The sequence below is a fragment of the Kaistia nematophila genome (assembly GCF_026343855.1).
GTDB classification, from domain to species: Bacteria; Pseudomonadota; Alphaproteobacteria; order Rhizobiales; family Kaistiaceae; genus Kaistia; species Kaistia nematophila.
Genome location: NZ_JAPKNK010000001.1, coordinates 24,866 through 47,327 on the forward strand (window position 1 = coordinate 24,866; position 22,462 = coordinate 47,327).

Below are 22,462 nucleotides of genomic sequence, written 5' to 3' on the forward strand. Positions count from 1 at the left end.
CGCGCCTAGGCGACCTGTCGCTGAAGCACGACCGCCGCCTTCTTGCGGTCGGATATCGCGTAGCGAAGCAGCATCCGGGCAAGGTTCGTCAAGCGGACGCGGTGGACGACATGGATCAGTGGCGCGACCCGCCGGAAGCGCCGGCGCGTCCGGCGTGGGAGTTCCGGCGCAATGACCCGCATGTCGGCCCAGCAACGGTCCATGCGCGGCTTGTCGCCAGCCTTCGACCCGTTGATGTAGTCGCCGACGACGGAACGAAAGAACCGCGGCGCAACCAGATCCCGGATCCAGAACTGATGCAATCTCGGCTCATTGGGATACGTCTCGACCAGCTTGCGATAGTAGATCATCCGCGAGACGGCCATCCGCAGGCTGTACGAGGTGGATCCGGGATGAATCCGCCACTTCGTCACGGCGTGATCGACGTAGGCGCTGCGATAGCCATCGCGGAAAATCCGGAGAAAGAAGTCGTCGTCCTCATAGCCGGACAGCCGCTCGTCGAATTTTCCCGCAGCGAAAAAGGCGCCCTTCTCGATGAGCGTCGCGCCGGGAAGAATGAACATATCCTCGCCCAGGCACTGCTGCAGCGTCGTCTTGGGATGCGTCGCGCAGAAGATGTCCAGGCAGTTGTGAGCCACCATCTTCCCGTCGCGGTCGACGTGATCGAGGTTGCCATAGACGACCGCCAGACGCTCGTCCGTGGCCGCGTCGACAAAGGGCTGCCGAAGCGTTGCGAGATGGTCCGGATACCAGATGTCGTCCTGGTCCAGCAGCGCGATGTGGCTGCTGCTGCATCGTTCGGCGGCAAAGTTTCGGGCCGAAGACTGGCCGCCATTCGGCTTGCGGAGAAGCGTGATCGGATGGATCTTCGCCATTTCTTCGACGATCGCGGGGCCGTCATCGGTCGAGCCGTCGTCGACGACGAGGATTTCGTCAGAGGGCCAGGACTGCGCCAACACGCTCTCCAACGCATCGCGAATGAAGGCGCCGCCGTTGTAGAGCGGGATGATCGTCGCGATCGTAAGGATCGTCATGCATGGCTCCCGAAAAGACAAGCTTCATCACACCCTTGTCCGATTCTGAAGCGTTAGGAAAAATCGCTGACGATTGCCAGCCCACCCGGTACAGAGAATGCGGTATGCAACGCTGATTGAATCGATCATCCATGACCGCAGAGAACTCGACGCTAGACCCCTACGCATTTCACATGATCGACGCGCTGTGGTGCGATCTGCACGGCGTGTATGTGAAGGGCTGGGCGCACGCCTATTTCGCGGCTCCGACGGCCATCCATCTGCGTAGCGGCGAATCCCGCACGACGGCGACGGAGCTTTTCGATCGCCCGGACCTGCAGCCGTTCTTTCCCTCGCTCGCCTCGACCCGCTGCGGCTTTGCCGTCTACCTGCCCTGCGCGCCATTCCGGCCCGTGACGCTGGAGGTCGAAACCGCGCACGGCACGCTGGAATTCGACGTGGCCGGCCTTCCCGCCGACCACCCGCTCAATTCCCCCGCCAGCGATGCCGGCCTGCCGGTCGACCAGTTCATCGCCGAGATGAAGCGAAGCGGCGGCACGGTCCTCGAAATCGGCGCGCGCGCCGTCAGCCCGTTAGCGGTCCTGAACGCCGGCAGGTTCGCCCCGGAATGCAAATTCATCGGGCTGGACATCCACAAGGCTCCCGGCGTCGACATCGTCGGCGACGCGCATTTTCTCAGTGACCATGTGGCGGCCGGAAGCCTGGACGGCGTCTGTTCCTACGCTGTCATAGAGCACCTGGCCTGTCCCTGGCTGGTAGCGCACGAGATCAACAAGGTCCTGAAGATCGGCGGCCTCACCCTGCACGCAGTGCCGCACTCGTTTCCGATCCACGAGATGCCGAACGATTTCTGGCGCATGTCGAGCGAGGGGCTGAAGATTCTCTTCTCTCCGGCCATGGGTTTCGAGGTCGTCGCGGCCGGCATGACGGACCCGGTGCGGATGCTGATACACCCCTCGCTCCGATCGGGGCCGATGTTGGATTTCCAGCTTCACGACGGCATGGCCAATGCCTGGATCCTCGCCCGCAAGACGTCCGACCTACCGGACGACGCCGTCCGCTGGCCGCTGGAGCGCGCAGTCTCCTTCGAGCACGGCAGGGCCTATCCGTCGCATGGCGCCGGCTGAAGCGCCGGAAACGCCCTCCCAACGAAACGCACGGTCGGAAAGGACCGAACCTTGTCCATCCGATTCAACGAAGGCCACTGGCAGCCTTCGACCTTCGCCTGCCCCGTCTGCGCCGGCTCGGCTCCGAAGCCGCATCTTCTCACGGTCGGCAACACCCAGTCGGCGGAAAAGCCGGGCTCGCCGCTGCATCTCTATCGCTGTGATGACTGCCTTTCGCTGACCTATGATCCGTTCCCCGAGATCGACTACACGCAGCACACCTCGACCGACCTCGCCGTCCGCGACTATGTGGAGTTCAACGCCGCGATCGACCTGATCGCGCGAAACATCCTGCGCGCCATTCCCGAAGGCAGCCACGGCCGACTGCTCGACATCGGCTGCGGCTTCGGCTTCGGGCCGGCGGCGGTGCGCGGCATGTCCGGCTGGCAGGTGAAGGGCTACGAGCCTTCCCGCTACGGCGAGTTGGGGCGGGAACAGCTGAAGCTCGATATCGTCAGCGCATTCGCGAACCGGAATGCCGAACCCGGCGACCGCTTCGACATCGTGCACTGCTCCGAGGTGATCGAGCACGTCCAGAACCCGCACGAATTCATCGATATCCTGGCGAGCTATCTGACCGATGCGGGCGTTCTGATCCTGACGACGCCGGATGCCGACCGGATCCGGCCCGCTACCGATCCGAGCTCGCTGCTGGCGCTGCTCTCGCCGGGCGCCCACACCGTCCTGTTCAGCGAAGCCGCCCTGACGGACGCGCTCAGGGCCGCCGGCTTCGCCCATGTCGAGATCGACCGGAGCGCGCCGAGCATGCTGGTCTATGCCTCGCGGCAGCCGCTGCGGCTCCACCAGCGATCCCCGGCCGAATTCGCCGGGCTGCTGCACCGATACCTGCAAGAGGCACTTGATCGCGCCACGCCCGGCACGCCGCTGGCTACCGGGCTACGCTACCGGTTGTTCCGGAGTGCAATGGACGGCGGCGATTATGCACTGGCCGAGACGGTGTTCACCGCCGATCTGGCGGATGCGGCGCCGATGGTCGACGACATCGGGACGTCGGCGGGGTTCGCCGCGCGCTGGCCGATCTGCATCGCCGCCTCAACCTATTATCTCGCCATGCTGATGATGATCCACCGAGCCGACTATCCCGGGGCAGCACGGCATTTCCGGGCCGCTGCCCGGCTCTGCCACACCAAGATCCGCCTTTCGCCTGCCACCGCCGTGGTCGAATCCGACCTCCTGTGGCGGGCGGTCTATCATGAGGCGCTGGCGCTCAAATACGCCGGCAGGACGAGTCACGCGCTGGCGCGGCTCGCCGCCTTCGTCGATTTCGATGGCGCCGCCTCGCCGCGCGTGCCGGAAAACCTACGCCCCGACGTGATCGCGCTCCGTGACGAGCTTCTCGGCCTGCCGGAATCGCCCTAGGATCCGCGCTCCGTCGGGAACGGCGCAGCGCGCCTCAGTGGCTGGTGCCGGTGCCGCTGCCCTTGGGCTCGGCGCCCATCACCGGGATGTGGCGGGTCTTTTCCTGGGCCGCATTCTTCGGCAGCACGATGGTGAGGACGCCGTTCTCGACATTCGCCCGCACCTGGTCGCGATTCACCGATTGCGGCAGGCGGACGGAGCGCATGAAACGGCCGAACGACCGCTCGACGAAGTGGTAGTTCTCCTTGTCTTCCTTCTGCTCCAGCCGCTTCTCGCCGCGAATGGTCAGCATGTCGTCGTCGAGCGTGACGTCGACATCCTTCTCCGCCACGCCGGGCAACTCGGCGGTGATGCGGATCTCGGAATCGGTCTCGGAGACGTTGATCTGCGGCATCAGCATGCCGGCTTCCTGGCCTTCCGCGCCGGCAGTCGGCAGCCCGCCGCCACGAAACACGTCCTCGAACAGGCGGTTCATGCCGCGCTGAAGCGAGAAGAACGGGTCGCTGCCGGCCAGCTGGCTGCCGCCGAAGGGGACGAGCGGATGACGTGCCATGATCGTTTCTCCTGTCGATGGGATCGCCGGCCTGTCGTCGATACCGACCGCCCTGCCCCGGCCGGCATCGCAGCGCAGGACGGAGGGCGCGACGGAAACGCCGGCCGGGGCCGAGCGCGAACCGTCTCCGCCTGCAGCCAAATAGCGTGCGGCGGGGGAGTTTCGAGGGAGGTCGGCCCGGCGGCGGGGGCGGCGGGAAGCGCGCCCGGCCGTGTCTCGCCGCACCGGCGAAAGAAGCCCGAAAAGCAAAAAGGCCACGGAAACCGTGGCCTTTTTGATCATCCGGTGGGTGACCGGAGAAATTGGAGCGGGTGAAGCGATTCGAACGCTCGACCCTAACCTTGGCAAGGTTATGCTCTACCCCTGAGCTACACCCGCTTGCATCCGGCGCCGCCGGCATGCGCACCTTATGGCGCAAGCCCGGATCGATTGCAAGCGTCCGGACGAGTTTGCACAGGCCGTGCGAACAACGCGATCGCCGGGCGCCAACGGGGCGTTTCGGACCCGGGCGGCCGGCCCGATCCGTTCAGCCGGCGCATGATTTTCCCGGGAAAACACAGATAAGCGAAAGTCGCCGCGCCGCGATGCCAAGACGATCGCGAGCCGAAAAGCAAAAAGGCCACGGAAAACCGTGGCCTTTTTGAACATCCGGTGGGTGACCGGAAGAATTGGAGCGGGTGAAGCGATTCGAACGCTCGACCCTAACCTTGGCAAGGTTATGCTCTACCCCTGAGCTACACCCGCATACATCCGGCGCCGCCGGCGTGCGCACCTTATGACCGAAGCTCTGATCGATTGCAAGAGGGTTTTTTCATCCCGATTTGGGCCAGAAAGCTGCCACCGGTCCGCCACGATGCGCGACCTTTTTACCGCAGCGCACCCGTGAATCCGGCCTTTCGCGCCCTCGCCCCCGGCTTCAGGGTCGTCAGGCGGCAGAGAGCGTGCTACCTCCCCGACACGGGTAAGCCAGGGGTGGCTGAGATAGGAAGTTTCGGGTGCGTTCTTGCCCGGACTCGCATCTCTTGAGGTTCCCATGAATAAGCTCCTTCTCGCCGGCGCCGCCCTGGTCGCACTCACCGGCGCCGCATCGGCCGCCGATCTCACCTACGAGCCGGCCCCCGCTCCCGCCCCTGTCGTCACCGAAGCCGCCTTCGACTGGACCGGCTTCTATGTCGGTGTGCATGGCGGCGCGCTGTTCGGCGACTTCACCGGCGATCTCGATGGCTTGAGCGGCACCGGCGGCCTCGTCGGCGCGCAGGCCGGCTACAACTACCAGATCGACCATTGGGTGATCGGCGTCGAGACCGACATCGCCTATTCGTCGCTGAAGGACGTCGCCGAACTGCAGTGGCTCGGCAAGACCACGGCCCGCGCCGGTTACGCCTGGGACAACTTCCTGCTCTACGCCAAGGGCGGTGTCGCCTATGGCGACCTGAAATATGCCGACGAGAGCCAGTGGGCGGTCGGCTGGACGGCGGGTGCCGGTGTCGAATACGCCTTCACCAAGAACCTCACCGCCCGTCTCGAGTACGACTATGTCGACCTCGGCAACAAGGACATCGGCAACTTCGATCCGGTCGTCAATGGCGGCGCCACGGGTCACGCGATCACGGCCGGCCTGAACTTCAAGTTCTGATCGACCCGATCCCGAATGCATGGAAAGCCCGGCCTCGCGCCGGGCTTTCTTTTGGGACGAATCTCCACTGGCGCGGGCGCTTGCCGCCCCCGCCGCGACGTGCTTCACAAGGGCGCAAACTCGCAACGAAGAGCGATGGAAAGATGCCGGCCAGCCAGGACGATCTGTTCGCGTTTCTCGAAGGCCTCGGCATCGAGACGACCACCGTCACCCATCCGCCGCTCCATACGGTGGAGCAGTCGCAGGCGCTGCGCGGCACCATCGAGGGCCTGCACAGCAAGAACCTGTTCCTGAAGGACAAGAAGGGGGCGCTGTTCCTCGTCGTCGCGCAGGAGGACGCGGTGATCGACCTGAAGCGCCTGCACGAGCGCATCGGCGCCTCCGGCCGTGTCTCGTTCGGCTCGGCCGAGCTGATGCAGAGCCGGCTCGGCGTGCTGCCGGGCTCGGTGACGCCGTTCGGCGTCCTGAGCGACCAGCCGGCCGAGATCCGCGTCGTGCTCGACGCGGCGCTGGTCGAAGGCGGCCCGGTCAACTTCCATCCGCTCGTCAACACGGCGACGACGACGATCGCCGCGGACGATCTCATGACCTTCCTGCGCGCCACCGGGCACGAGCCGCTTCTGCTCGCCTTTTCCGGGCCTTCCGGCAATCCGGATTTGTAAATCCGGGCTCGAAGCGCCATGTTCAGCCCAACATGCCGGCGCCGCGCCGGCCCCCGACGATCGAGGCAATCCGCATGAACCAGCAAAGCTTCAGCTCCGGCACGACCGCGACCCAGCCCGGCAACGGCGCCGACGCGCTGATCAAGGACACGACGACCAACAGCTTCGCCAAGGACGTGCTGGAGGAATCGCGCCGCCAGCCGGTGCTCGTCGATTTCTGGGCCCCCTGGTGCGGCCCGTGCAAGCAGCTGACGCCGGTGATCGAGAAGGTCGTGCAGACGGCGCGCGGCACGGTTCGCCTGGTCAAGATGAACATCGACGATCATCCGCAGATCGCCGGCCAGCTCGGCATCCAGTCGATCCCGGCCGTCATCGCCTTCGTCGACGGCCGCCCGGTCGACGGCTTCATGGGCGCGCTGCCGGAAGGCCAGATCAAGGAATTCATCGAGCGCGTGGCCGGCCCCGCCGGCGGCGCCGAAATCGAGGCCGCGCTGGCCGAGGCGGACGGCCTCGTCGAGCAGGGCCAGTTCGCCCAGGCGGCCGAGCTCTTCGCCGCGATCCTCGCCGCCGAGCCGGACACCTTCAAGGCGCTGGTCGGCCTCGCCCGCTGCGATGTCGCGACCGGCAATATCGACGCGGCGCGCGAACTGCTCGATTCGCTGCCCGACGACAAGGCCAGAGATCCCGGCGTCAGCGCCATCCGTGCCCAGATCGCGCTCGCCGACCAGGCCGCCGATCTCGGCGAGGAGGGCGAATTGCGCGCCCGCATCGAGGGCAATCCGAAGGATTTCGACGCCCGCTTCGACCTCGCCCTGCTGCTCAACGCCAAGGACCAGCGCGAAGACGCCGCCGACCAGCTTCTTGACATCTTCCGCATGAACCGCAGTTGGGAAGAGGACAAGGCCCGCAAGCAGCTCGTGCAGTTCTTCGAGGCCTGGGGGCCGACCGACGAGGCGACCCTCTATGGTCGTCGCCGGCTTTCTTCCCTTCTCTTCGCGTAAGGCGCTGTTCGCATGCAGGCAGGCAATGCCACCTACGAAGGTCCGGACGATCTGCCTGGCCTGATTCCGGTCTTCCCGCTCCCCGAAGCGCTGCTCCTGCCGCGCGGCCAGATGCCCCTCAACATCTTCGAGCCCCGCTACATGGCGATGGTCGACCACGCCATGGCCGGCGACCGCATCATCGGCATGGTGCAGCCGATGACGGTGACCGAGGACGGCGAAGAGGCGGCAGAGCTGTTCGCCGTCGGCTGCGCCGGCCGCATCACCTCCTATTCGGAGACGGGCGATGGCCGCTACATGATCTGCCTGACCGGCATCAGCCGCTTCCGCATCCTGGAGGAGGTGGAGCCGGAATCGGGCTTTCGTCGCTGCCGCGTCTCGGCCGCCGACTTCCCGTCGGATTTCGTCGAGGACGCCGGTTCCGAGACGGTCGACCGCGGCCACCTGCTCGACACGTTCCGCCTCTATCTCGACGCCAACCAGCTCGAGGCCGATTGGGACAGCATCGAGAAGGCGTCGAACGAGACGCTGGTCAACGCGCTGTCGATGATGAGCCCCTATGGCATGGCCGAGAAGCAGGCGCTGCTCGAGGCGCCGGACCTGCGCACCCGCGCCGAGACGCTGATCGCGCTCACCGAGATCTCGCTGGCGCGGCGCGGCGACGGCACCGCCAATTCGCAGCTGCAATAGGAGCGGACCATGGTCCATGTCGAGCGCCCGGCCAGCCGGATCGACGCCAAGCTCTTGGAGCTGCTCGTCTGTCCGCTCACCAAGACGACGCTCGAATATGACGCCGAGCGCCAGGAACTGGTGAGCCGCGCCGCGCGGCTCGCCTACCCGATCCGCGACGGCATCCCGATCCTGCTGCCGGACGAAGCCCGTCCGTTCTGAGGCGGCCCGGGGCTCCCCAGAGTCGGGTGTCCTGCCACCGCCGATTTCCCATCCTCGCCGTCATCCCGGGCGCAGACCCAGGATCCATCCAGCCGCAATGTTGAGGATCCAGCCGAAAGCCCGGCTGCATGGATCCCCGCCGACGCGGGGATGACGCCGGATTGCGTCCACCGGGGCAGCGCCGGCACGCCGCAATCAAGCAAGCCCCTCACCCAACCCTCTCCCGCAAGCGGGCGAGGGCTTTTCGGCCGGCTCCTTTTGAGACGCCATGGCCCGACGGGGTGCCGGCTAGCCCCTCGCCCGCTTGCGGGAGAGGGTCGGGGTGAGGGTCTACGGTCAGATCGCCTCGCCGCGCAGAAGGCGGGGGCCGGCCTGGCCGACATTGGAGGCGGCGCCGATAAAACTGTCCTTCAGCCGTGGCAGCCGGTCGACGAGGCCGAGGCCGACATCGCGCAGAATCCGCAGCGCCGGATTGTCGTTCGAGAACAGCCGCGTCAGCCCGTCGGTGACGATGCCCATCTGCACCGTGTCGAAACGGCGCCAGCGCTCGTAGCGCTCGAGAATGTCGAGCGTGCCCGGATCGAGCCCGAGGCGGGCCGCGTCGACCACCGTCTCCGCAAGCGCCGCCGCATCCTTGAAGCCGAGATTGAGCCCCTGGCCGGCGATCGGGTGGATCGCATGCGCGGCGTCGCCGACCAGCGCCACGCGCGGCGCGATGAAGGAGCGCGCCAGCTTCAGGCCGATCGGATAGGCGCGGCGCGGACCGATCGCCTCGATCGGGCCGAGATGGTGGCCGAAGCGGCGCTCGAGCTCGAGCTGAAAGGTGAACTCGTCCGCCGCGACCAGCCGCTCGGCGTGCTCGCTGCGCTCCGACCAGACCAGCGACGAACGGTTGCCCGGCAGCGGCAGGATCGCGAAGGGACCGGCCGGCAGGAAATGCTCCTCGGCGCGGCCGTGATGCGGCCGCTCGTGCTGCACGGTGGTGACGATGCCGGACTGGCCATAGTCCCAGCCGACCGTGCGGATGCCGGCGAGATCGCGCAGGCGCGACCTGGCGCCGTCGGCGGCGACCAGCAGGCGGGCGGAGATCGTCCTGCCGCTGCCGAGCTTCGCCTCGACGGCGCTGGCGCGGGTGACGAAATCGGCGACCGAATCACCTGTGATCAGCTCGACGCCGGCATCGCGGCAGGCCTCGGACAGCGCGCCGACCAGCGCCCCGTTCGGCACCATGTGCGCGAAGGGCTCGCCATCGTCGACGGAACCGGAAAAGGTGAGAAACACCGGCCGCACCGCGTCGCGCAGGCGGCTGTCGGTGACGATCATCTCGTGGATCGGCTGGCTGGTGTCGACGATCTTGTCCCAGATGCCGAGCGTGCCGAGCATCCGCTTCGCCGCCGCCGCGATCGCCGAGGCGCGGCCGTCGCGCGCGCCGCTGCCTGCCGGCGCCGGATCGACGACGGCGATGGCAAGCGACGGCGCGCCCTGCTTCAGCGCCAGCGCCGTGCACAGCCCGACATAGCCGCCGCCGGCGATCAGGACGTCGATGGCAGGGGTTCGCTGCTGCTGCGTGGCCATGGACTCCATCCCTTCCGGCGATCCGCCGCTTGACTTGACCGGCCAGCCGCCGGAGCGCTACCTGCCGATACGAAATTCCCGAACGCGACCGATGCAAGCATGATCGACGACCTTCTCTCGATACTCGATCTCGAACCGCTCGAACACAATCTGTTCCGGGGTCGCAGCTTCGACCCCGGCTGGCAGCGCGTCTTCGGCGGCCAGGTCATCGGCCAGGCTCTGGTCGCCGCCTCGCGCACCGTCACCGACCGGCCCGTGCATTCGCTGCATGGCTATTTCCTGCGCGCCGGCGATCCCGCCGCGCCGATCGTCTACGAGGTCGAGCGCGTCCGCGACGGCGGCAGCTTCTCCACCCGCCGCGTCGTCGCCATCCAGCACGGCCAGACCATCTTCATCATGTCCGCCTCCTTCCACATCCGCGAGGCCGGGCTAGACCACCAGATCGCCATGCCGGACGTGCCGGCGCCGGAAGAGCTGCCGGTCGACGGCGAGATCGGCGCCGCCCTGCTCGACGGCGCGCCGCCCGGCGTGCGCCGCTACTGGGAGCGGCTGCGGCCGATCGAATTGCGCCCGGTCGACCTCAAGGGCTATTTCCGCCGCGACGAGCCGCGCAGCCACCAGGCGATCTGGATCCGCGCTAAGACCACGATCGGCGACGATCCGGTTCTGAACAGCTGCGTGCTCGCCTATGCCTCCGACCTGACGCTGCTCGACACCACCCTCCTGGCGCATGGCAGGTCGGCCTTCGACGCCGGCCTGCAGGTCGCGAGCCTGGACCATGCGCTCTGGTTCCACCGGCCGTTGCGTATGGATGACTGGCTGCTTTATGTCGAGGACAGCCCGTCCGCCTTCGGCGCGCGCGGCTTCAACCGCGGCAGCCTGTTCGACCGCCGCGGCGTGCTCGTCGCCTCGGTGGCGCAGGAAGGCCTGGTCCGGCCGGTCAGCCGCTGACGCGGATTTGCGCAGGCGCCATCCGGGCGCCTATTATTTAGGCAAATGATCGCAATTGCCTTCGCCGTGATCACGGTTTGCGGCAAGAGCGCGGCAACGCCCATTCTTTGACGTCTTATCTGCCGTTGTTCTCGGCGGTCCGCATTTTTTTCGGCAAATTTCAGAACTTGGCACGGACCTTGATTGGCCTATGCCAGCGGCGGCGCTCGCTTGTCCGCGATCGTTGCCGAGGGCCGAGAGAGATCGGAGCCCTTCGTCCACCAGACGCAGAGAGAAATGGGATCCGAACCGATGCAAATCGTCATGGCGATTATCAAGCCATTCAAGCTGGATGAGGTCCGCGATGCCCTGACCGGCATTGGCGTGCAGGGCCTGACCGTGACCGAGGTCAAGGGCTACGGACGCCAGAAGGGTCATACCGAGATCTACCGTGGCGCCGAATACGCCGTCAGCTTCCTGCCCAAGCTCAAGATCGAGGTCGCGGTGGCGAGCGAGGCCGTCGACAAGGTCGTCGAGGCGATCGCCGGCGCCGCCAAGACCGGCCAGATCGGCGACGGCAAGATCTTCGTCTACCAGATCGAGCAGGCCGTCCGCATCCGCACCGGCGAGACTGACGCCGACGCGCTCTAGGCCCCGTCCGACCGCGCCGTCGCCCGGCGGCGGCGGATGAGCAGAATTTCAAGTCGACCCACCATCCCATCGAAGACCAGCTGCGAGAAGGGCACCGCCCCGGGCGCAGGCAACCGGCGGAAACGCCGGCCCGACAGGAGAAATGCAATGAACCTTCGAAATGCTCCCTTCTCTCTGGCTGCGGCGGGAGGCGCGCTTCTGGCTTCGGCCGTCGCCGCCTTCGCGCAGGACGCCACCGAACCGGCGGTCGAGGCGGTCACCGCCGCCGTGCCGACGCTGAACTCCGGCGACACCGCCTGGATGCTCGTCTCGACCATCCTCGTCCTCGCCATGATCGTTCCGGGCGTCGCGCTGTTCTACGGCGGCCTCGTCCGCGCCAAGAACATGCTGTCGGTGCTGATGCAGGTTCTCCTGATCGCCTGCGTGGCGATGATCATCTGGGTATTCTACGGCTACAGCCTCGCCTTCACCGATGGCGGCGCGCTGATCGGCGGCCTGTCGAAGGCCTTCCTCGCCGGCATCACGCCGGACACGCTTTCCGGCACCATCCCGGAATATGTCTTCCTTTCGTTCCAGATGACCTTCGCGGCCATCACCGCGACGCTGATCGTCGGCTCGTTCGCCGAGCGCACGAAGTTCGCGGCCGTCATCCTGTTCATGATCCTCTGGATCACGATCGTCTACCTGCCGATCGCCCACTCGGTCTGGCAGTCGACGGGCTGGCTGTTCAAGCGCGGCGCGCTTGATTTCGCCGGCGGCACGGTCGTCCACATCAACGCCGGTATCGCCGGCCTGGTTGGCGCCCTGATCATCGGCAAGCGCACCGGCCTCGGCAAGGACCTGATGCCTCCCCATTCGCTGACGCTCTCCATGGTCGGCGCGGCCATGCTGTGGGTCGGCTGGTTCGGCTTCAACGCCGGTTCGGCCCTGACGGCCGGCTCGGTCGCCGGTCTCGCCACCATCAACACCTTCGTCGCCACGGCGGGTGCCGCCATCGGCTGGTCGCTGATCGAGTGGATCGTCCGCGGCAAGCCCTCCATGCTGGGCGCGATCTCCGGCGTCGTCACCGGCCTGGTCGCCGTTACCCCGGCTGCCGGCTTCATCGGCCCGGTCGGCGCCATTGTCCTCGGCTTCATCGCCTCGCTGATCTGCTTCTTCTTCGTCACGACGGTGAAGAACACCTTCGGCTATGACGACAGCCTCGACGTTTTCGGCATCCACGGCGTGGGCGGCATCGTCGGCGCCATCGCAACCGGCATCCTGGTCTCCCCGTCGCTCGGCGGCGTCGGCGTCGCCGACTACGCGATGGGCCACCAGCTCTGGATCCAGATCGAAGGCGTGCTGTTCACCCTCGTCTGGTCGGGCGTCGGCTCGGCGATCCTCTACAAGATCGTCGACGTCATCGTCGGCCTGCGCGTCCGCAAGGAAGTCGAGAGCGAAGGCCTCGACATCGTCGAGCACGGCGAGCGCGCCTACCACGGTTAAGACCGGCTGGCGCCGCGAGGCGCCACCCGCACACCACACAAGAAACAACACCTTCCAGAGCGACGAGACCCCGGCCCTGCGGCCGGGGTCTTTTTTTGGCCATGCCGGCCATGGTTAAAGCGGGCTTAACCAACGGCCACTACGGTGGTTTCCTCGGACCCCAGATACAAGGATCGGCGCCATGCTCGGCCCGACGAGCACCAGAAAATCGACCTCGCCCTTCGCCCGCCTGAATGAACAGCTGGCCGGCGTCGAACCTGGCATGCCGGCGATCAACCTCACCATCGGCGAACCGCAGCACCCGATCCCGTCCTTCGTGGCGCCGGTGATCGCGGAAAACGTCGCCCTGTTCGGCCGCTATCCGCCGATCCGCGGCACCGACGCGTTCCGACAGACCATCGCCGGCTGGCTCGACCAGCGCTACGGCCTCACGGCCCGCATCGATCCCGAGCGCATGGTGCTGCCGCTGAACGGCTCGCGCGAGGGGCTGACGCTCGCCGCGCTGAGCGCCCGCCAGCGCCGGCCGGACATCGAGACGCCGGTCGTGCTGCTGCCGAACCCGTTCTACCAGGCCTATGCCGCCGGCGCCGAAGTCGCCGGGGCGGAGGTGGTGCTGCTCGGCTCCGGCCGCGATGGCTCCTTCCCGGATCTCGGCCGCGTCGACGAAGCGGTGCTCGCCCGCACCATCGCCGTCTACGTCGCCTCGCCGACCGCGCCGCAGGGCGACGTCGCCACGCTGGCCGACTGGACGCAGGTGATCCAGATCGCCCGCGCGCATGATTTCATGGTGTTCGCCGACGAGTGCTATTCCGAAATCTACCGCGACGCGCCGCCGCCCGGCGTGCTGCAGGCGGCCGATAGCCTCGGCGCCGGCCATGGCAACATCCTGACCTTCCATTCACTGTCGAAGCGCTCCAACCTGCCGGGCCTGCGCTGCGGGTTCGTCGCCGGCGACCCCGATTTCCTCGACAACTGGCAGCGCTTCCGCAACGTGGCGGCGCCGCAGGTGCCGGGCCCGATCCAGGCCGTGGCCGTCGCCGCCTATTCGGACGAGAGCCACGTCGCCGAGAACCGCGCCCTCTACAACGCCAAATACGACGCCGCGCTGAAGACGCTGGGACCGAAGGTCCGCGCCAGCCGGCCGGAAGGCGGCTTCTTCCTCTGGCTCGAGGTCGGCGACGGCGTCGCGGCGGCGGACCGGCTCTGGCGCGAGGCGGGCGTGCGCACCATTCCCGGCGAATATCTGTCGCTGCCGCTGCCGGACGGCAGCAATCCCGGCGCGCCCTATATCCGCGTCGCCATGGTGCAGGATCTCGCGATCACCCAGGAAGCGCTGACCCGGATGGCGCGGGTGCTTGGCTGAGCGCCGCGAGGCGCGACGAATACCGGCCCGCGTGACGACGACGCGGCCATGCATGAAAGGGAGCATCGACGGGCATCGGCCCGACAGCTCCGGCGAAGGAGGCAGCGCGGCGATGGCCCGGCAATGTCGGACCATCGGCGCGCCAGATGCGCAAAGGACATGAGCGGACAATGCGTTCGACACGATCGGTTACAATGCCCATGCCCGCCGAGGACGAAGGCGGGATGAGCCGCCTCGTCCGCCGCCATCTCGGACAATTGCTCGGCCTGGCGCTCATCGCCGCCATCGCCGCCACCGCGACGGCGCTCGCCACTTGGACGGTCGACGATCCCTCGCTTTCCTATGCGGTGAGCAAGCCGGCCGCCAACATGCTCGGCCTGCCGGGCGCGATCATCGCCGACCTCCTGATGCAGTTCCTCGGCCTCGCCGTCTCGGTGCTGCTGCTGCCGGCGGTGGTCTGGGGCTGGCGCTGCCTGTTCGGCGGCCGCCCCTTCCGCAAGACGATGCTGCTCTCCTGGCTCGGCGCCAGCGCCTTCGCCGCGGCGGTGATGGCGCTGATGCCGGTCACGCCGAAATGGCCGCTGCCGACCGGCATGGGCGGTGTCATCGGCGACATCCTCGCCCGCCTGCCGGCGCTCGTCGTCGGCACGCCCGTCAGCGCCAACGCCACGCTCGTCTCCGGCGCGTTCTTCGCCATCGTCGCCGTCGCCCTGTTCCTGCACGCGACCGGCTTCATCCGCTTCGGCCGCGAGGAGGAGGAACGGCCACAGGCCCGCGAGGCCGCCCGAGCCGCACCGGCCAGGCGCCCGCGCCGCGACGAGGATTTCGACGCCGACGACCTGATGGGCGACGAGGAGCGCACGAGCTTCCTGGCCGTGCCGCTCGGCGCCATGGCGCATTTCGGCTATTCGGCCAAGGCGAGCCTGGCGCGCCTGTTCGGTCGCGGCGAGGCCGGCAAGGCCGCGCGCAGGAGCGACCCGGACCTTGAAGACGTTCGAGGCGGCCGGGTCGAGCCGCGCATGGCGGGCCAGGCGGCCGGTCAGGCCGGCGGCCGCGTCCGCACCGCCCCGCTCGACGACGCCGAGGACGACTGGTCCGGCGACGACGAGGACGAGCTGCCGCCGCCGGCGCCCGCCGGCCGCGCCGCCCAGCCCGCGGCGCGCGCGAAACCCGGCAAGCGCCAGACCCGCGACGTGCAGCCGACACGCGGCCAGAACGACGTTTTCGAACTGCCGACGCTCGACTTCCTGACCGCGCCGCGCGCCGTCGATCCGCGCACCAAGATCAACACCGAGGCGCTGGAGCAGAACGCCCGCGTGCTCGAAGGCGTACTCGACGATTTCGGCATTCGCGGCGACATCATCAATGTCCGCCCCGGCCCGGTCGTGACGCTCTACGAGCTGGAGCCGGCGCCCGGCATCAAGTCGTCGCGCGTCATCGGCCTTGCCGACGACATCGCCCGCTCGATGAGCGCGATCGCCGCGCGCGTCGCCGTCATTCCCGGCAAGAACGCCATCGGCATCGAGCTGCCGAACGCCCGCCGCGAAATGGTGTTCCTGCGCGAGATGCTGGCCGCCGAGGATTTCGAGAACTCCAAGGCGCGGCTGCCGATCAGCCTCGGCAAGACGATCGGCGGCGAGCCCGTCGTCGTCGACCTCTCGCGCATGCCGCATCTGCTCGTCGCCGGCACCACCGGCTCCGGCAAGTCGGTCGCCATCAACACCATGATCCTGTCGCTGCTCTACCGGCTGACGCCGGAGGAATGCCGGCTGATCATGATCGACCCGAAGATGCTGGAGCTCTCCATCTATGATGGCATCCCGCATCTCCTGACCCCGGTCGTCACCGACCCGAAGAAGGCCGTCGTCGCGCTGAAATGGACCGTGCGCGAGATGGAGGACCGCTATCGCAAGATGTCCAAGGTCGGCGTCCGCAACATCGACGGCTACAACGCCCGCGTCGGCCAGGCGAAGGCGCGCGGCGAGATCCTGACGCGGACGATCCAGACCGGGTTCGACAAGGAGACCGGCGAGGCGATCTACGAGCAGGAAGACCTGCCGCTCGATCCGATCCCCTACATCGTCGTCATCATCGACGAGATGGCCGACCTGATGATGGTGGCCGGCAAGGACATCGAAGGCGCCGTGCAGCGGCTGGCGCAGATGGCGCGCGCCGCCGGCATCCACGTCATCATGGCGACGCAGCGCCCGTCGGTCGACGTCATCACCGGCACGATCAAGGCCAACTTCCCGACCCGCATCTCGTTCCAGGTGACGTCGAAGATCGACAGCCGCACCATTCTCGGCGAGATGGGCGCCGAGCAGCTGCTCGGCCAGGGCGACATGCTCTACATGGCCGGCGGCGGCCGCATCCAGCGCGTGCATGGCCCGTTCGTCAGCGACGAGGAAGTCGAGAAGATCGTCAACCACCTGAAGCTGCAGGGTCGTCCCGACTATCTCGACGCCATCACCGAGGACGACGGCGAGAGCGAAATGGGAGGCGATCCGGCCGCGTCGGTGCTGGGCGGCGAGGAATCGAACGACCTCTACGACAAGGCGGTCGCCGTGGTCTTGCGGGACCGGAAGGCCTCCACCAGTTATATCCAGCGTCGCCTCTCCATCGGCTACAACCGCGCCGCATCGCTGATCGAGCGCATGGAGAAGGAGGGCCTCGTCGGCCCCGCCAACCATGCCGGCAAGCGCGAGATCCTGGTCGAGGGCGAGGAAGACGGCCGCTTCTGACGTCGCGAAATCGCCATCAAGCGGAACTAGGTCGCGAGTGCCCTCGTTTTCAGCCGCCGCCTGCGGCCGGTCGGAGACGAGCGTCCGGCAGGCGCGGCAAGAGCCGCGGCGATTGACGCAAGAACGACAAGAACGCGAGAAACGCGAACCACGCGAAGGATGCCCATCGTGACGATCGATAAAGCTGCCGGCATGACCCGGCGTCGGTTCCTGACCACCACGCTCGGCCTCGGCGCTTCGCTCGGCCTCGGCGCCATCGGCCTGCCCGGCCGCGCCGAAGCCGCCTTCAACGCCGAACAGATGGCGGCGCTGCGCAAGATCAACGCCTATTTCAACTCGATCCGCACCATGCAGGGCCGCTTCATCCAGTTCGGCCCGAACGGCGAGCAGTCGGAAGGCGTGTTCTTCCTCGCCCGCCCCGGCAAGATCCGCTTCAACTACAGCCCGCCGGTCAAGATGGACGTCGTCAGCGACGGCAACCAGGTCGCGATCCGTGACAACAAGATGATGACGCAGGACCTCTATCCGCTGAAGAAGACGCCGCTGCGCTATCTTCTCGCCGACCAGATGGACCTGACCTCGTCCAACATCGTGCGCAAGCTGATCGAGGAACCCGACCTGATCTCGCTGGTGCTGGAGCAGGATTCGGCCTTCGGCGGCGGCAGCCTGAAGCTGATCTTCGACAACAAGACCTACGAGCTGCGCCAGTGGGTCGTCACCGACGCGCAGGGCCTCGACACCTCGGTCGCCGTCTATGACGTCGAGATCGGCAAGCCGGCCGATCCGAAGCATTTCAAGATCAATTACTACCTGCCCAACAAGAGCCTGCGCTGACGGACCTGCCCCGACACGCCGGGCTCGCGACCTTGTGAACGGGCCACTGCGACGGAAATGCCACGCAGCCTTGAATTCGGTTCCGACATCCCCAAGTCTATAGACAGCGGGCCATTCCATCGATCGGTAGTGCCCCCCGTCTCGCCGAAGATGGTCCCGCGAAGCGCCGCGTCACAGACGGGCGCAAGGCGCTGAAAAGCGCAACGCCCAGCTTCCCCCCCGGAGCTGGGCGTTCCTTTTTGGGCTTGCTTCTGACCGCTCCTCCCATTGTCGCCCGTCCGCCACGCCGCGCCGGCGGCGCGCGGCGGCGACGATTTTTCGTTGGCGATGCGCGGCCCGATTGCGTATTGCGGGCCTGCGGTTCTTCCGCCGCAGGGGCCTGTCATGACCATCAGCATCGCGACCTGGAACATCAATTCGGTCCGCCTCCGGATCGATCTCGTCACCGCCTTCCTGGAGGCGCATCAGCCCGATGTGCTCTGCCTGCAGGAGATCAAGTGCATCGAGGACAATTTCCCGGCCGGTGCCTTCAACAAGCTCGGCTATGTCCACCAGGCGATCCACGGCCAGAAGGGCTATCACGGCGTCGCCACCGTCTCGCGCAAGCCGTTCATCGAGACGAAGCGGCGCGGCTTCTTCGGCAAGGAGGATGCCCGCCACATCTCCGTCTCGCTGACCGACCGCGAGCTGCCGATCACGCTGCACAATTTCTACATCCCGGCCGGCGGCGACGAGCCGGATCCCGCGATCAACGACAAGTTCGCCCACAAGCTCGGCTTCCTGGAAGAGATGAAGAGCTGGCTGACCGGCGCCGAGACCAGCGGCCCCGCCATCCTCGTCGGCGATCTGAACATCGCGCCCTATGAGCACGACGTCTGGTCGCACAAGCAGCTGCTCGACGTCGTCAGCCACACGCCGGTCGAGACGAAGCTGCTGGAAGAGGTGCGCGACGCCGGCGGCTGGATCGACGCCATGCGCCGGTTCGTTCCGATGGACGAGAAGCTCTACACATGGTGGAGCTACCGGGCCAAGGATTGGGAGACTTCCAATCGCGGCCGCCGCCTCGACCATGTCTGGGTCACGCCGCCGCTCAGCGCCCGCCTGCAGGGCATCAAGGTGCTGACAGAGGCGCGCGGCTGGAACAAGCCGTCCGACCACGTCCCGGTCATCGCCCGCCTCGCGGTCTGAGACGGCGCAGTCTATCGGCGCGGCCGCAGCGCGGCCCTCACCTCTCCCAGGGGGAGAGGTCGACGGCCGCAGGCCGGCGGGTGAGGGGTTCAGCCCTCACCGGATAGCCCAGCCCCCCTCACCCGGAGCTGCCCTCCGACCTCTCCCCATGGGAGAGGTGAAAGGGTCAGGCCGCCCCCCCCCCGACCGCCTGCGCCAAAATATTATACCAATCGGTTGACTGTCAGCGTTGATGCGTTATATTCAACTACATGGTTGAACATAGCGCATTCCCCCTCGACGACGTCTTCCATGCCCTGGCCGATCCGACGCGGCGGGCGATGGTGGCGCGCCTGTCGCAATCGGAGCAGACGGTCGGCGAGCTGGCGGCGCCGTTCGCGATCACGCTGGCCGCCGCCTCCAAGCACATCAAGGTGCTGGAGCGGGCCGGCCTCGTCGCCCGAACCGTCACGGGCCGCACGCATGTCTGCCGGCTCGACGCCGCGCCGCTGCATGCCGGCATGGAATGGATGCGCCATTACGAACGGTTCTGGCAGCGCGGCCTCGACACGCTCGAAGGCCTGCTCGTCGCCGAGGACGCCAAACGGAAAGACAAGGATCGCGGGACGGGGGCCGACCCAGACCCGAAGCGGGACGACAGCGAAGGAGTCCAGTCATGACCATGCTTGACCAGGCCGTATCCGGCGAAACCCTGTTCGGCCAATTGATCGCCAAGGACGCCGTGCGCATCGAACGATGGATGCCCGGACCGATCGAGCGCCTCTGGAGCTACTGGATCGATCCGGACAAGCGCCGCACCTGGTTCGGTGCCGGCGAGATCGAGCCGCGCGCCGGCGGCCAAGTCGCCATCGAGATCCGCAACGGCGATCTCTCCGACGCCGGCGACCTGCCGCCGCCGAAATATGCCGAGCATGGCAATGAAGGCCGGATCATCGGCCATGTCACCGTCTGCGAGCCGCCGCGCCTGTTCGGGTTCCGCTGGCAGCACGGGCCGGGGCTTGAATCCGACGTGCGCGTCGAGATGGAGCCGAGCGGCGACAAGGTGCTGCTGCGCCTGACCCATACGCGCCTGCCGTCGCGCGCGGCGCTGGTCAGCGTTTCGGCCGGATGGCAGACCCATCTCGGCATTCTCGAGGCCAACCTCGACGGCGCGGCGCCGAAGAGCTTCTGGCGCACCATGACCCGGCTCGACGCCGCCTATGAGCGGCAGATCCCGGCCTGGTAGCGACGCGTCGCACGCACCACTCGATTCCAGACCTGCATTTTCCCTACCAGCCAGGGAGGCTGTCATGCTGCTCAAAGACAAGATCGCCGTCATCTATGGCGGCGGCGGCGCTATCGGCGGGGCCACCGCCCGCGCCTTCGCCCGCGAGGGGGCCGAGATCTTCCTCGCCGGCCGCACGCTCGAACGGCTCGAGCGGGTCGCCGCCGACATCCGCGCCGAAGGCGGCAGGGCCAGCGTCGACGTCGTCGACGCGCAGGACCAGGACGCCGTGGACGCGCATGCCGGCCGGGTCGCCAAACGCGCGGGCGGCATCGACATCGCGCTCAATGCGGTCAGCGTTGTGCATACCCAGGGCCTGCCGATGGCCGATGTCGGCGTCGACCAGTTCCTGCACGTCATCAACGCCAATGCCCGCACCAACTACGTCACGGCAAAGGCCGTGGCGCCGCACATGGCCGAAAGGGGTGGCGGCGTCATCCTGACGCTGACGGCGCCGGGCTCGCGCATCACCAGCCCCGGCTTCCTCGGCCACGGCGTCGCCTGCAGCGCGGTCGAGACCTTTTCGCGCCTGCTCGCGGTGGAGCTCGGCCATCGCGGCATCCGCGTCATCTGCCTGCGCTCGGACGCCATTCCCGACGCGGTGCCGCTTTCCTATACGCAGGGGCTGTTCGACGACATGACCCGCCGCTTCGGCACCACGACCGAGGCCTGGCTGGAGACGCATGCGAAACAGGACACGCTGCTCGGCCGGCTGCCGCGGCTGGACCAGGTGGCCGACTATGCCGCCTTCGTCGCCTCCGACCGCGCCGGCGCCATGACCGGCGCGCTGGCGAACCTGACCTGCGGCTCGGTGCTCGACTGAGGAAACAGCGGCCTACTGGGTCGGCGCGGCGAACCGCACGGCGTCGAGCCGGCCTTCCAGCCCGCCCAACTCGTTGACGGTTTCCATCAGCTGGTCGGCGATGCGGGTGTGCATCCGCGCCGCCACGTCCGGATATTCGGTCAGGATGCGGCGCATCAGCGTCCGGTCGATCTCGATCACCAGCGCCTCGCCGACGGCGGTCGCCGTCGCCGGCCGGCGCGTCTCGATGAAAAGCGCCATCTCGCCCAGCAGCGTGCCCGGCCCGTAGACGCCGAGCCGGTGGTGGTCCTCGCCATGGCCCTCGGAAAGCTCGATCTCACCCGACATCACGATGAAGCCGGACAGCGCCTTGCTGTCGGCGCGGAACAGCACCCGCCCGGCCGGCAACTCCAGCCGCGTGGCGCTGAAGGCGATCAGTCGCAGATGGTCGTTCGCCAGCTCCGCGAAGAGCGGCACCGTCGAGAGGAGTGCGATATCCTGTTCAAGCGTCACACCGTTATCCCTGCCCCGGGGCCACGAACGAAGCAGCCACGCCGGAACTGTATCATGGAACCAGCTTGTATCCGCCCGCTTCCGTGACGAGCAGTTCCGCAATCGACGGCTCGCGCTCGATTTTCTGCCTGAGACGATAGATATGGGTTTCCAGCGTGTGCGTCGTCACGCCGGAATTATATCCCCAGACTTCGTGCAGCAGGATGTCGCGGCCGACGACCTTCTCGCCGGCGCGGTAGAGGAACTTCAGGATCGACGTCTCCTTTTCGGTGAGACGGATCTTCTGCCCGCGCTCGTCGAGCATCAGCTTGGCGCTGGGGCGGAAGGTGTAGCGGCCGATCGAGAAGGTGGCGTCCTCGCTCTGCTCGAACTGGCGCAGCTGGGCGCGGATGCGCGCCAGAAGCACCGCGAAGCGGAACGGCTTGGTCACATAGTCGTTGGCGCCGGCCTCGAGGCCCAAAATGGTGTCGGATTCCGAATCCTGGCCCGTCAGCATGATGATCGGACCCTTGAAGCCGCCCTTGCGCAGCAGCTTCACCGCCTCGCGGCCGTCCATGTCGGGCAGGCCCACATCCATGATGAGAAGGTCGGTCGGCTCCGCCCGGGCGCGCTGGACGCCCTTGGTGGCCGTGGCTTCGTCCATCAGCTCGAATTCTTCGTAGAGCGACAATTGCTCCACAAGGCTTTCGCGCAGCAGATCATCGTCATCAACAACCAGAATTCGCCGTGCGGCCATGGCTCTTGCCCCTGACGGTTCTTCGGATTTCGAGAGAAGACCCGAAGCTTCTTCTGA

The 22,462-nt window shown here is 67.1% G+C and carries 22 protein-coding genes and 2 tRNA genes; 17 read left to right on the top strand and 7 right to left on the bottom strand.

Annotation, left to right across the window (positions count from 1 at the left end; translation table 11 throughout):
* Positions 1 to 5: 5 nt before the first annotated feature.
* Positions 6 to 1,034, bottom strand: coding sequence for a glycosyltransferase family 2 protein (locus OSH07_RS00100; protein WP_266336576.1), 1,029 nt, complete (start codon positions 1,032 to 1,034; stop codon positions 6 to 8).
* A gap of 131 nt (positions 1,035 to 1,165) precedes the next feature.
* Between OSH07_RS00100 and OSH07_RS00105 the strand changes: the two genes are divergently transcribed.
* Positions 1,166 to 2,161 (top strand): methyltransferase domain-containing protein, encoded by a 996-nt coding sequence (locus OSH07_RS00105; RefSeq protein ID WP_266336577.1) that lies wholly within the window; start codon positions 1,166 to 1,168, stop codon positions 2,159 to 2,161.
* Positions 2,162 to 2,212: 51 nt separating this feature from the next.
* Positions 2,213 to 3,580, top strand: coding sequence for a class I SAM-dependent methyltransferase (locus tag OSH07_RS00110; protein ID WP_266336578.1), 1,368 nt, complete (start codon positions 2,213 to 2,215; stop codon positions 3,578 to 3,580).
* A 34-nt stretch (positions 3,581 to 3,614) separates the two neighbouring features.
* On the opposite strand, the gene OSH07_RS00115 is transcribed toward OSH07_RS00110, so the two are convergent.
* The 3 genes from OSH07_RS00115 to OSH07_RS00125 all read right to left on the bottom strand — a co-directional run bounded on the left by OSH07_RS00115 (position 3,615) and on the right by OSH07_RS00125 (position 4,877).
* Positions 3,615 to 4,133: an Hsp20/alpha crystallin family protein gene (locus OSH07_RS00115; protein WP_266336579.1), complete on the bottom strand. Its 519-nt coding sequence runs from the start codon at positions 4,131 to 4,133 to the stop codon at positions 3,615 to 3,617.
* Positions 4,134 to 4,436: 303 nt separating this feature from the next.
* Positions 4,437 to 4,511, bottom strand: a tRNA-Gly gene (locus tag OSH07_RS00120).
* Between the two features lie 291 nt (positions 4,512 to 4,802).
* A tRNA-Gly gene (locus OSH07_RS00125) sits at positions 4,803 to 4,877 on the bottom strand.
* Positions 4,878 to 5,166: 289 nt separating this feature from the next.
* Here OSH07_RS00125 and OSH07_RS00130 point away from each other — a divergent pair.
* The 5 genes from OSH07_RS00130 to OSH07_RS00150 all read left to right on the top strand — a co-directional run bounded on the left by OSH07_RS00130 (position 5,167) and on the right by OSH07_RS00150 (position 8,323).
* The gene (locus OSH07_RS00130) at positions 5,167 to 5,769 is read left to right on the top strand and encodes an outer membrane protein (protein ID WP_266336580.1); all 603 of its coding nucleotides are present in this window, start codon (positions 5,167 to 5,169) and stop codon (positions 5,767 to 5,769) included.
* Positions 5,770 to 5,912: 143 nt separating this feature from the next.
* Positions 5,913 to 6,431: a prolyl-tRNA synthetase associated domain-containing protein gene (locus tag OSH07_RS00135; protein ID WP_266336581.1), complete on the top strand. Its 519-nt coding sequence runs from the start codon at positions 5,913 to 5,915 to the stop codon at positions 6,429 to 6,431.
* A gap of 74 nt (positions 6,432 to 6,505) precedes the next feature.
* Positions 6,506 to 7,432 (top strand): thioredoxin, encoded by a 927-nt coding sequence (trxA, locus tag OSH07_RS00140; RefSeq protein ID WP_266336582.1) that lies wholly within the window; start codon positions 6,506 to 6,508, stop codon positions 7,430 to 7,432.
* A 12-nt stretch (positions 7,433 to 7,444) separates the two neighbouring features.
* Positions 7,445 to 8,122, top strand: a complete 678-nt coding sequence (locus OSH07_RS00145; protein WP_266336583.1) for an LON peptidase substrate-binding domain-containing protein — start codon at positions 7,445 to 7,447, stop codon at positions 8,120 to 8,122.
* Positions 8,123 to 8,131: 9 nt separating this feature from the next.
* Entirely contained in the window at positions 8,132 to 8,323 is a 192-nt protein-coding gene (locus OSH07_RS00150) for a Trm112 family protein (protein WP_266336584.1), read from the top strand.
* A gap of 336 nt (positions 8,324 to 8,659) precedes the next feature.
* Here the strand turns inward: OSH07_RS00150 and OSH07_RS00155 are convergent, their stop codons facing one another.
* The gene (locus tag OSH07_RS00155; RefSeq protein ID WP_266336585.1) at positions 8,660 to 9,898 is read right to left on the bottom strand and encodes a ubiquinone biosynthesis hydroxylase; all 1,239 of its coding nucleotides are present in this window, start codon (positions 9,896 to 9,898) and stop codon (positions 8,660 to 8,662) included.
* 99 nt (positions 9,899 to 9,997) lie between these two features.
* Between OSH07_RS00155 and tesB the strand changes: the two genes are divergently transcribed.
* The 10 genes from tesB to OSH07_RS00205 all read left to right on the top strand — a co-directional run bounded on the left by tesB (position 9,998) and on the right by OSH07_RS00205 (position 21,177).
* Complete coding sequence (gene tesB, locus OSH07_RS00160) at positions 9,998 to 10,849, top strand: acyl-CoA thioesterase II (RefSeq protein WP_266336586.1); 852 nt, start codon at positions 9,998 to 10,000, stop codon at positions 10,847 to 10,849.
* A 291-nt stretch (positions 10,850 to 11,140) separates the two neighbouring features.
* Positions 11,141 to 11,479, top strand: a complete 339-nt coding sequence (locus tag OSH07_RS00165) for a P-II family nitrogen regulator (RefSeq protein WP_266336587.1) — start codon at positions 11,141 to 11,143, stop codon at positions 11,477 to 11,479.
* A 147-nt stretch (positions 11,480 to 11,626) separates the two neighbouring features.
* A complete protein-coding gene (locus OSH07_RS00170; RefSeq protein ID WP_266336588.1) occupies positions 11,627 to 12,964 on the top strand; it encodes an ammonium transporter in 1,338 nt (445 codons plus the stop codon).
* A 181-nt stretch (positions 12,965 to 13,145) separates the two neighbouring features.
* Positions 13,146 to 14,327, top strand: coding sequence for an aminotransferase class I/II-fold pyridoxal phosphate-dependent enzyme (locus OSH07_RS00175; RefSeq protein WP_266336589.1), 1,182 nt, complete (start codon positions 13,146 to 13,148; stop codon positions 14,325 to 14,327).
* A gap of 224 nt (positions 14,328 to 14,551) precedes the next feature.
* Complete coding sequence (locus tag OSH07_RS00180; RefSeq protein ID WP_266336590.1) at positions 14,552 to 17,068, top strand: FtsK/SpoIIIE family DNA translocase; 2,517 nt, start codon at positions 14,552 to 14,554, stop codon at positions 17,066 to 17,068.
* A gap of 159 nt (positions 17,069 to 17,227) precedes the next feature.
* Positions 17,228 to 17,902, top strand: a complete 675-nt coding sequence (locus OSH07_RS00185; RefSeq protein WP_266336591.1) for a LolA family protein — start codon at positions 17,228 to 17,230, stop codon at positions 17,900 to 17,902.
* Between the two features lie 384 nt (positions 17,903 to 18,286).
* On the top strand, positions 18,287 to 19,090 hold the full coding sequence (xth, locus tag OSH07_RS00190) for an exodeoxyribonuclease III (RefSeq protein WP_266336592.1): 804 nt from the start codon (positions 18,287 to 18,289) through the stop codon (positions 19,088 to 19,090).
* Positions 19,091 to 19,341: 251 nt separating this feature from the next.
* Positions 19,342 to 19,749, top strand: coding sequence for an ArsR/SmtB family transcription factor (locus tag OSH07_RS00195; protein WP_266336593.1), 408 nt, complete (start codon positions 19,342 to 19,344; stop codon positions 19,747 to 19,749).
* The gene (locus tag OSH07_RS00200) at positions 19,746 to 20,315 is read left to right on the top strand and encodes an SRPBCC family protein (RefSeq protein WP_266336594.1); all 570 of its coding nucleotides are present in this window, start codon (positions 19,746 to 19,748) and stop codon (positions 20,313 to 20,315) included. The genes OSH07_RS00195 and OSH07_RS00200 overlap by 4 nt, the downstream gene beginning before the upstream one ends.
* A 64-nt stretch (positions 20,316 to 20,379) precedes the next feature.
* Positions 20,380 to 21,177, top strand: coding sequence for an SDR family NAD(P)-dependent oxidoreductase (locus tag OSH07_RS00205; protein WP_266336595.1), 798 nt, complete (start codon positions 20,380 to 20,382; stop codon positions 21,175 to 21,177).
* Positions 21,178 to 21,189: 12 nt separating this feature from the next.
* Here the strand turns inward: OSH07_RS00205 and OSH07_RS00210 are convergent, their stop codons facing one another.
* Both OSH07_RS00210 and OSH07_RS00215 read right to left on the bottom strand, forming a co-directional pair.
* Positions 21,190 to 21,669, bottom strand: coding sequence for a cyclic nucleotide-binding domain-containing protein (locus tag OSH07_RS00210; RefSeq protein ID WP_266336596.1), 480 nt, complete (start codon positions 21,667 to 21,669; stop codon positions 21,190 to 21,192).
* 52 nt (positions 21,670 to 21,721) lie between these two features.
* The gene (locus OSH07_RS00215) at positions 21,722 to 22,405 is read right to left on the bottom strand and encodes a response regulator transcription factor (RefSeq protein WP_266333909.1); all 684 of its coding nucleotides are present in this window, start codon (positions 22,403 to 22,405) and stop codon (positions 21,722 to 21,724) included.
* Positions 22,406 to 22,462: the final 57 nt, after the last annotated feature.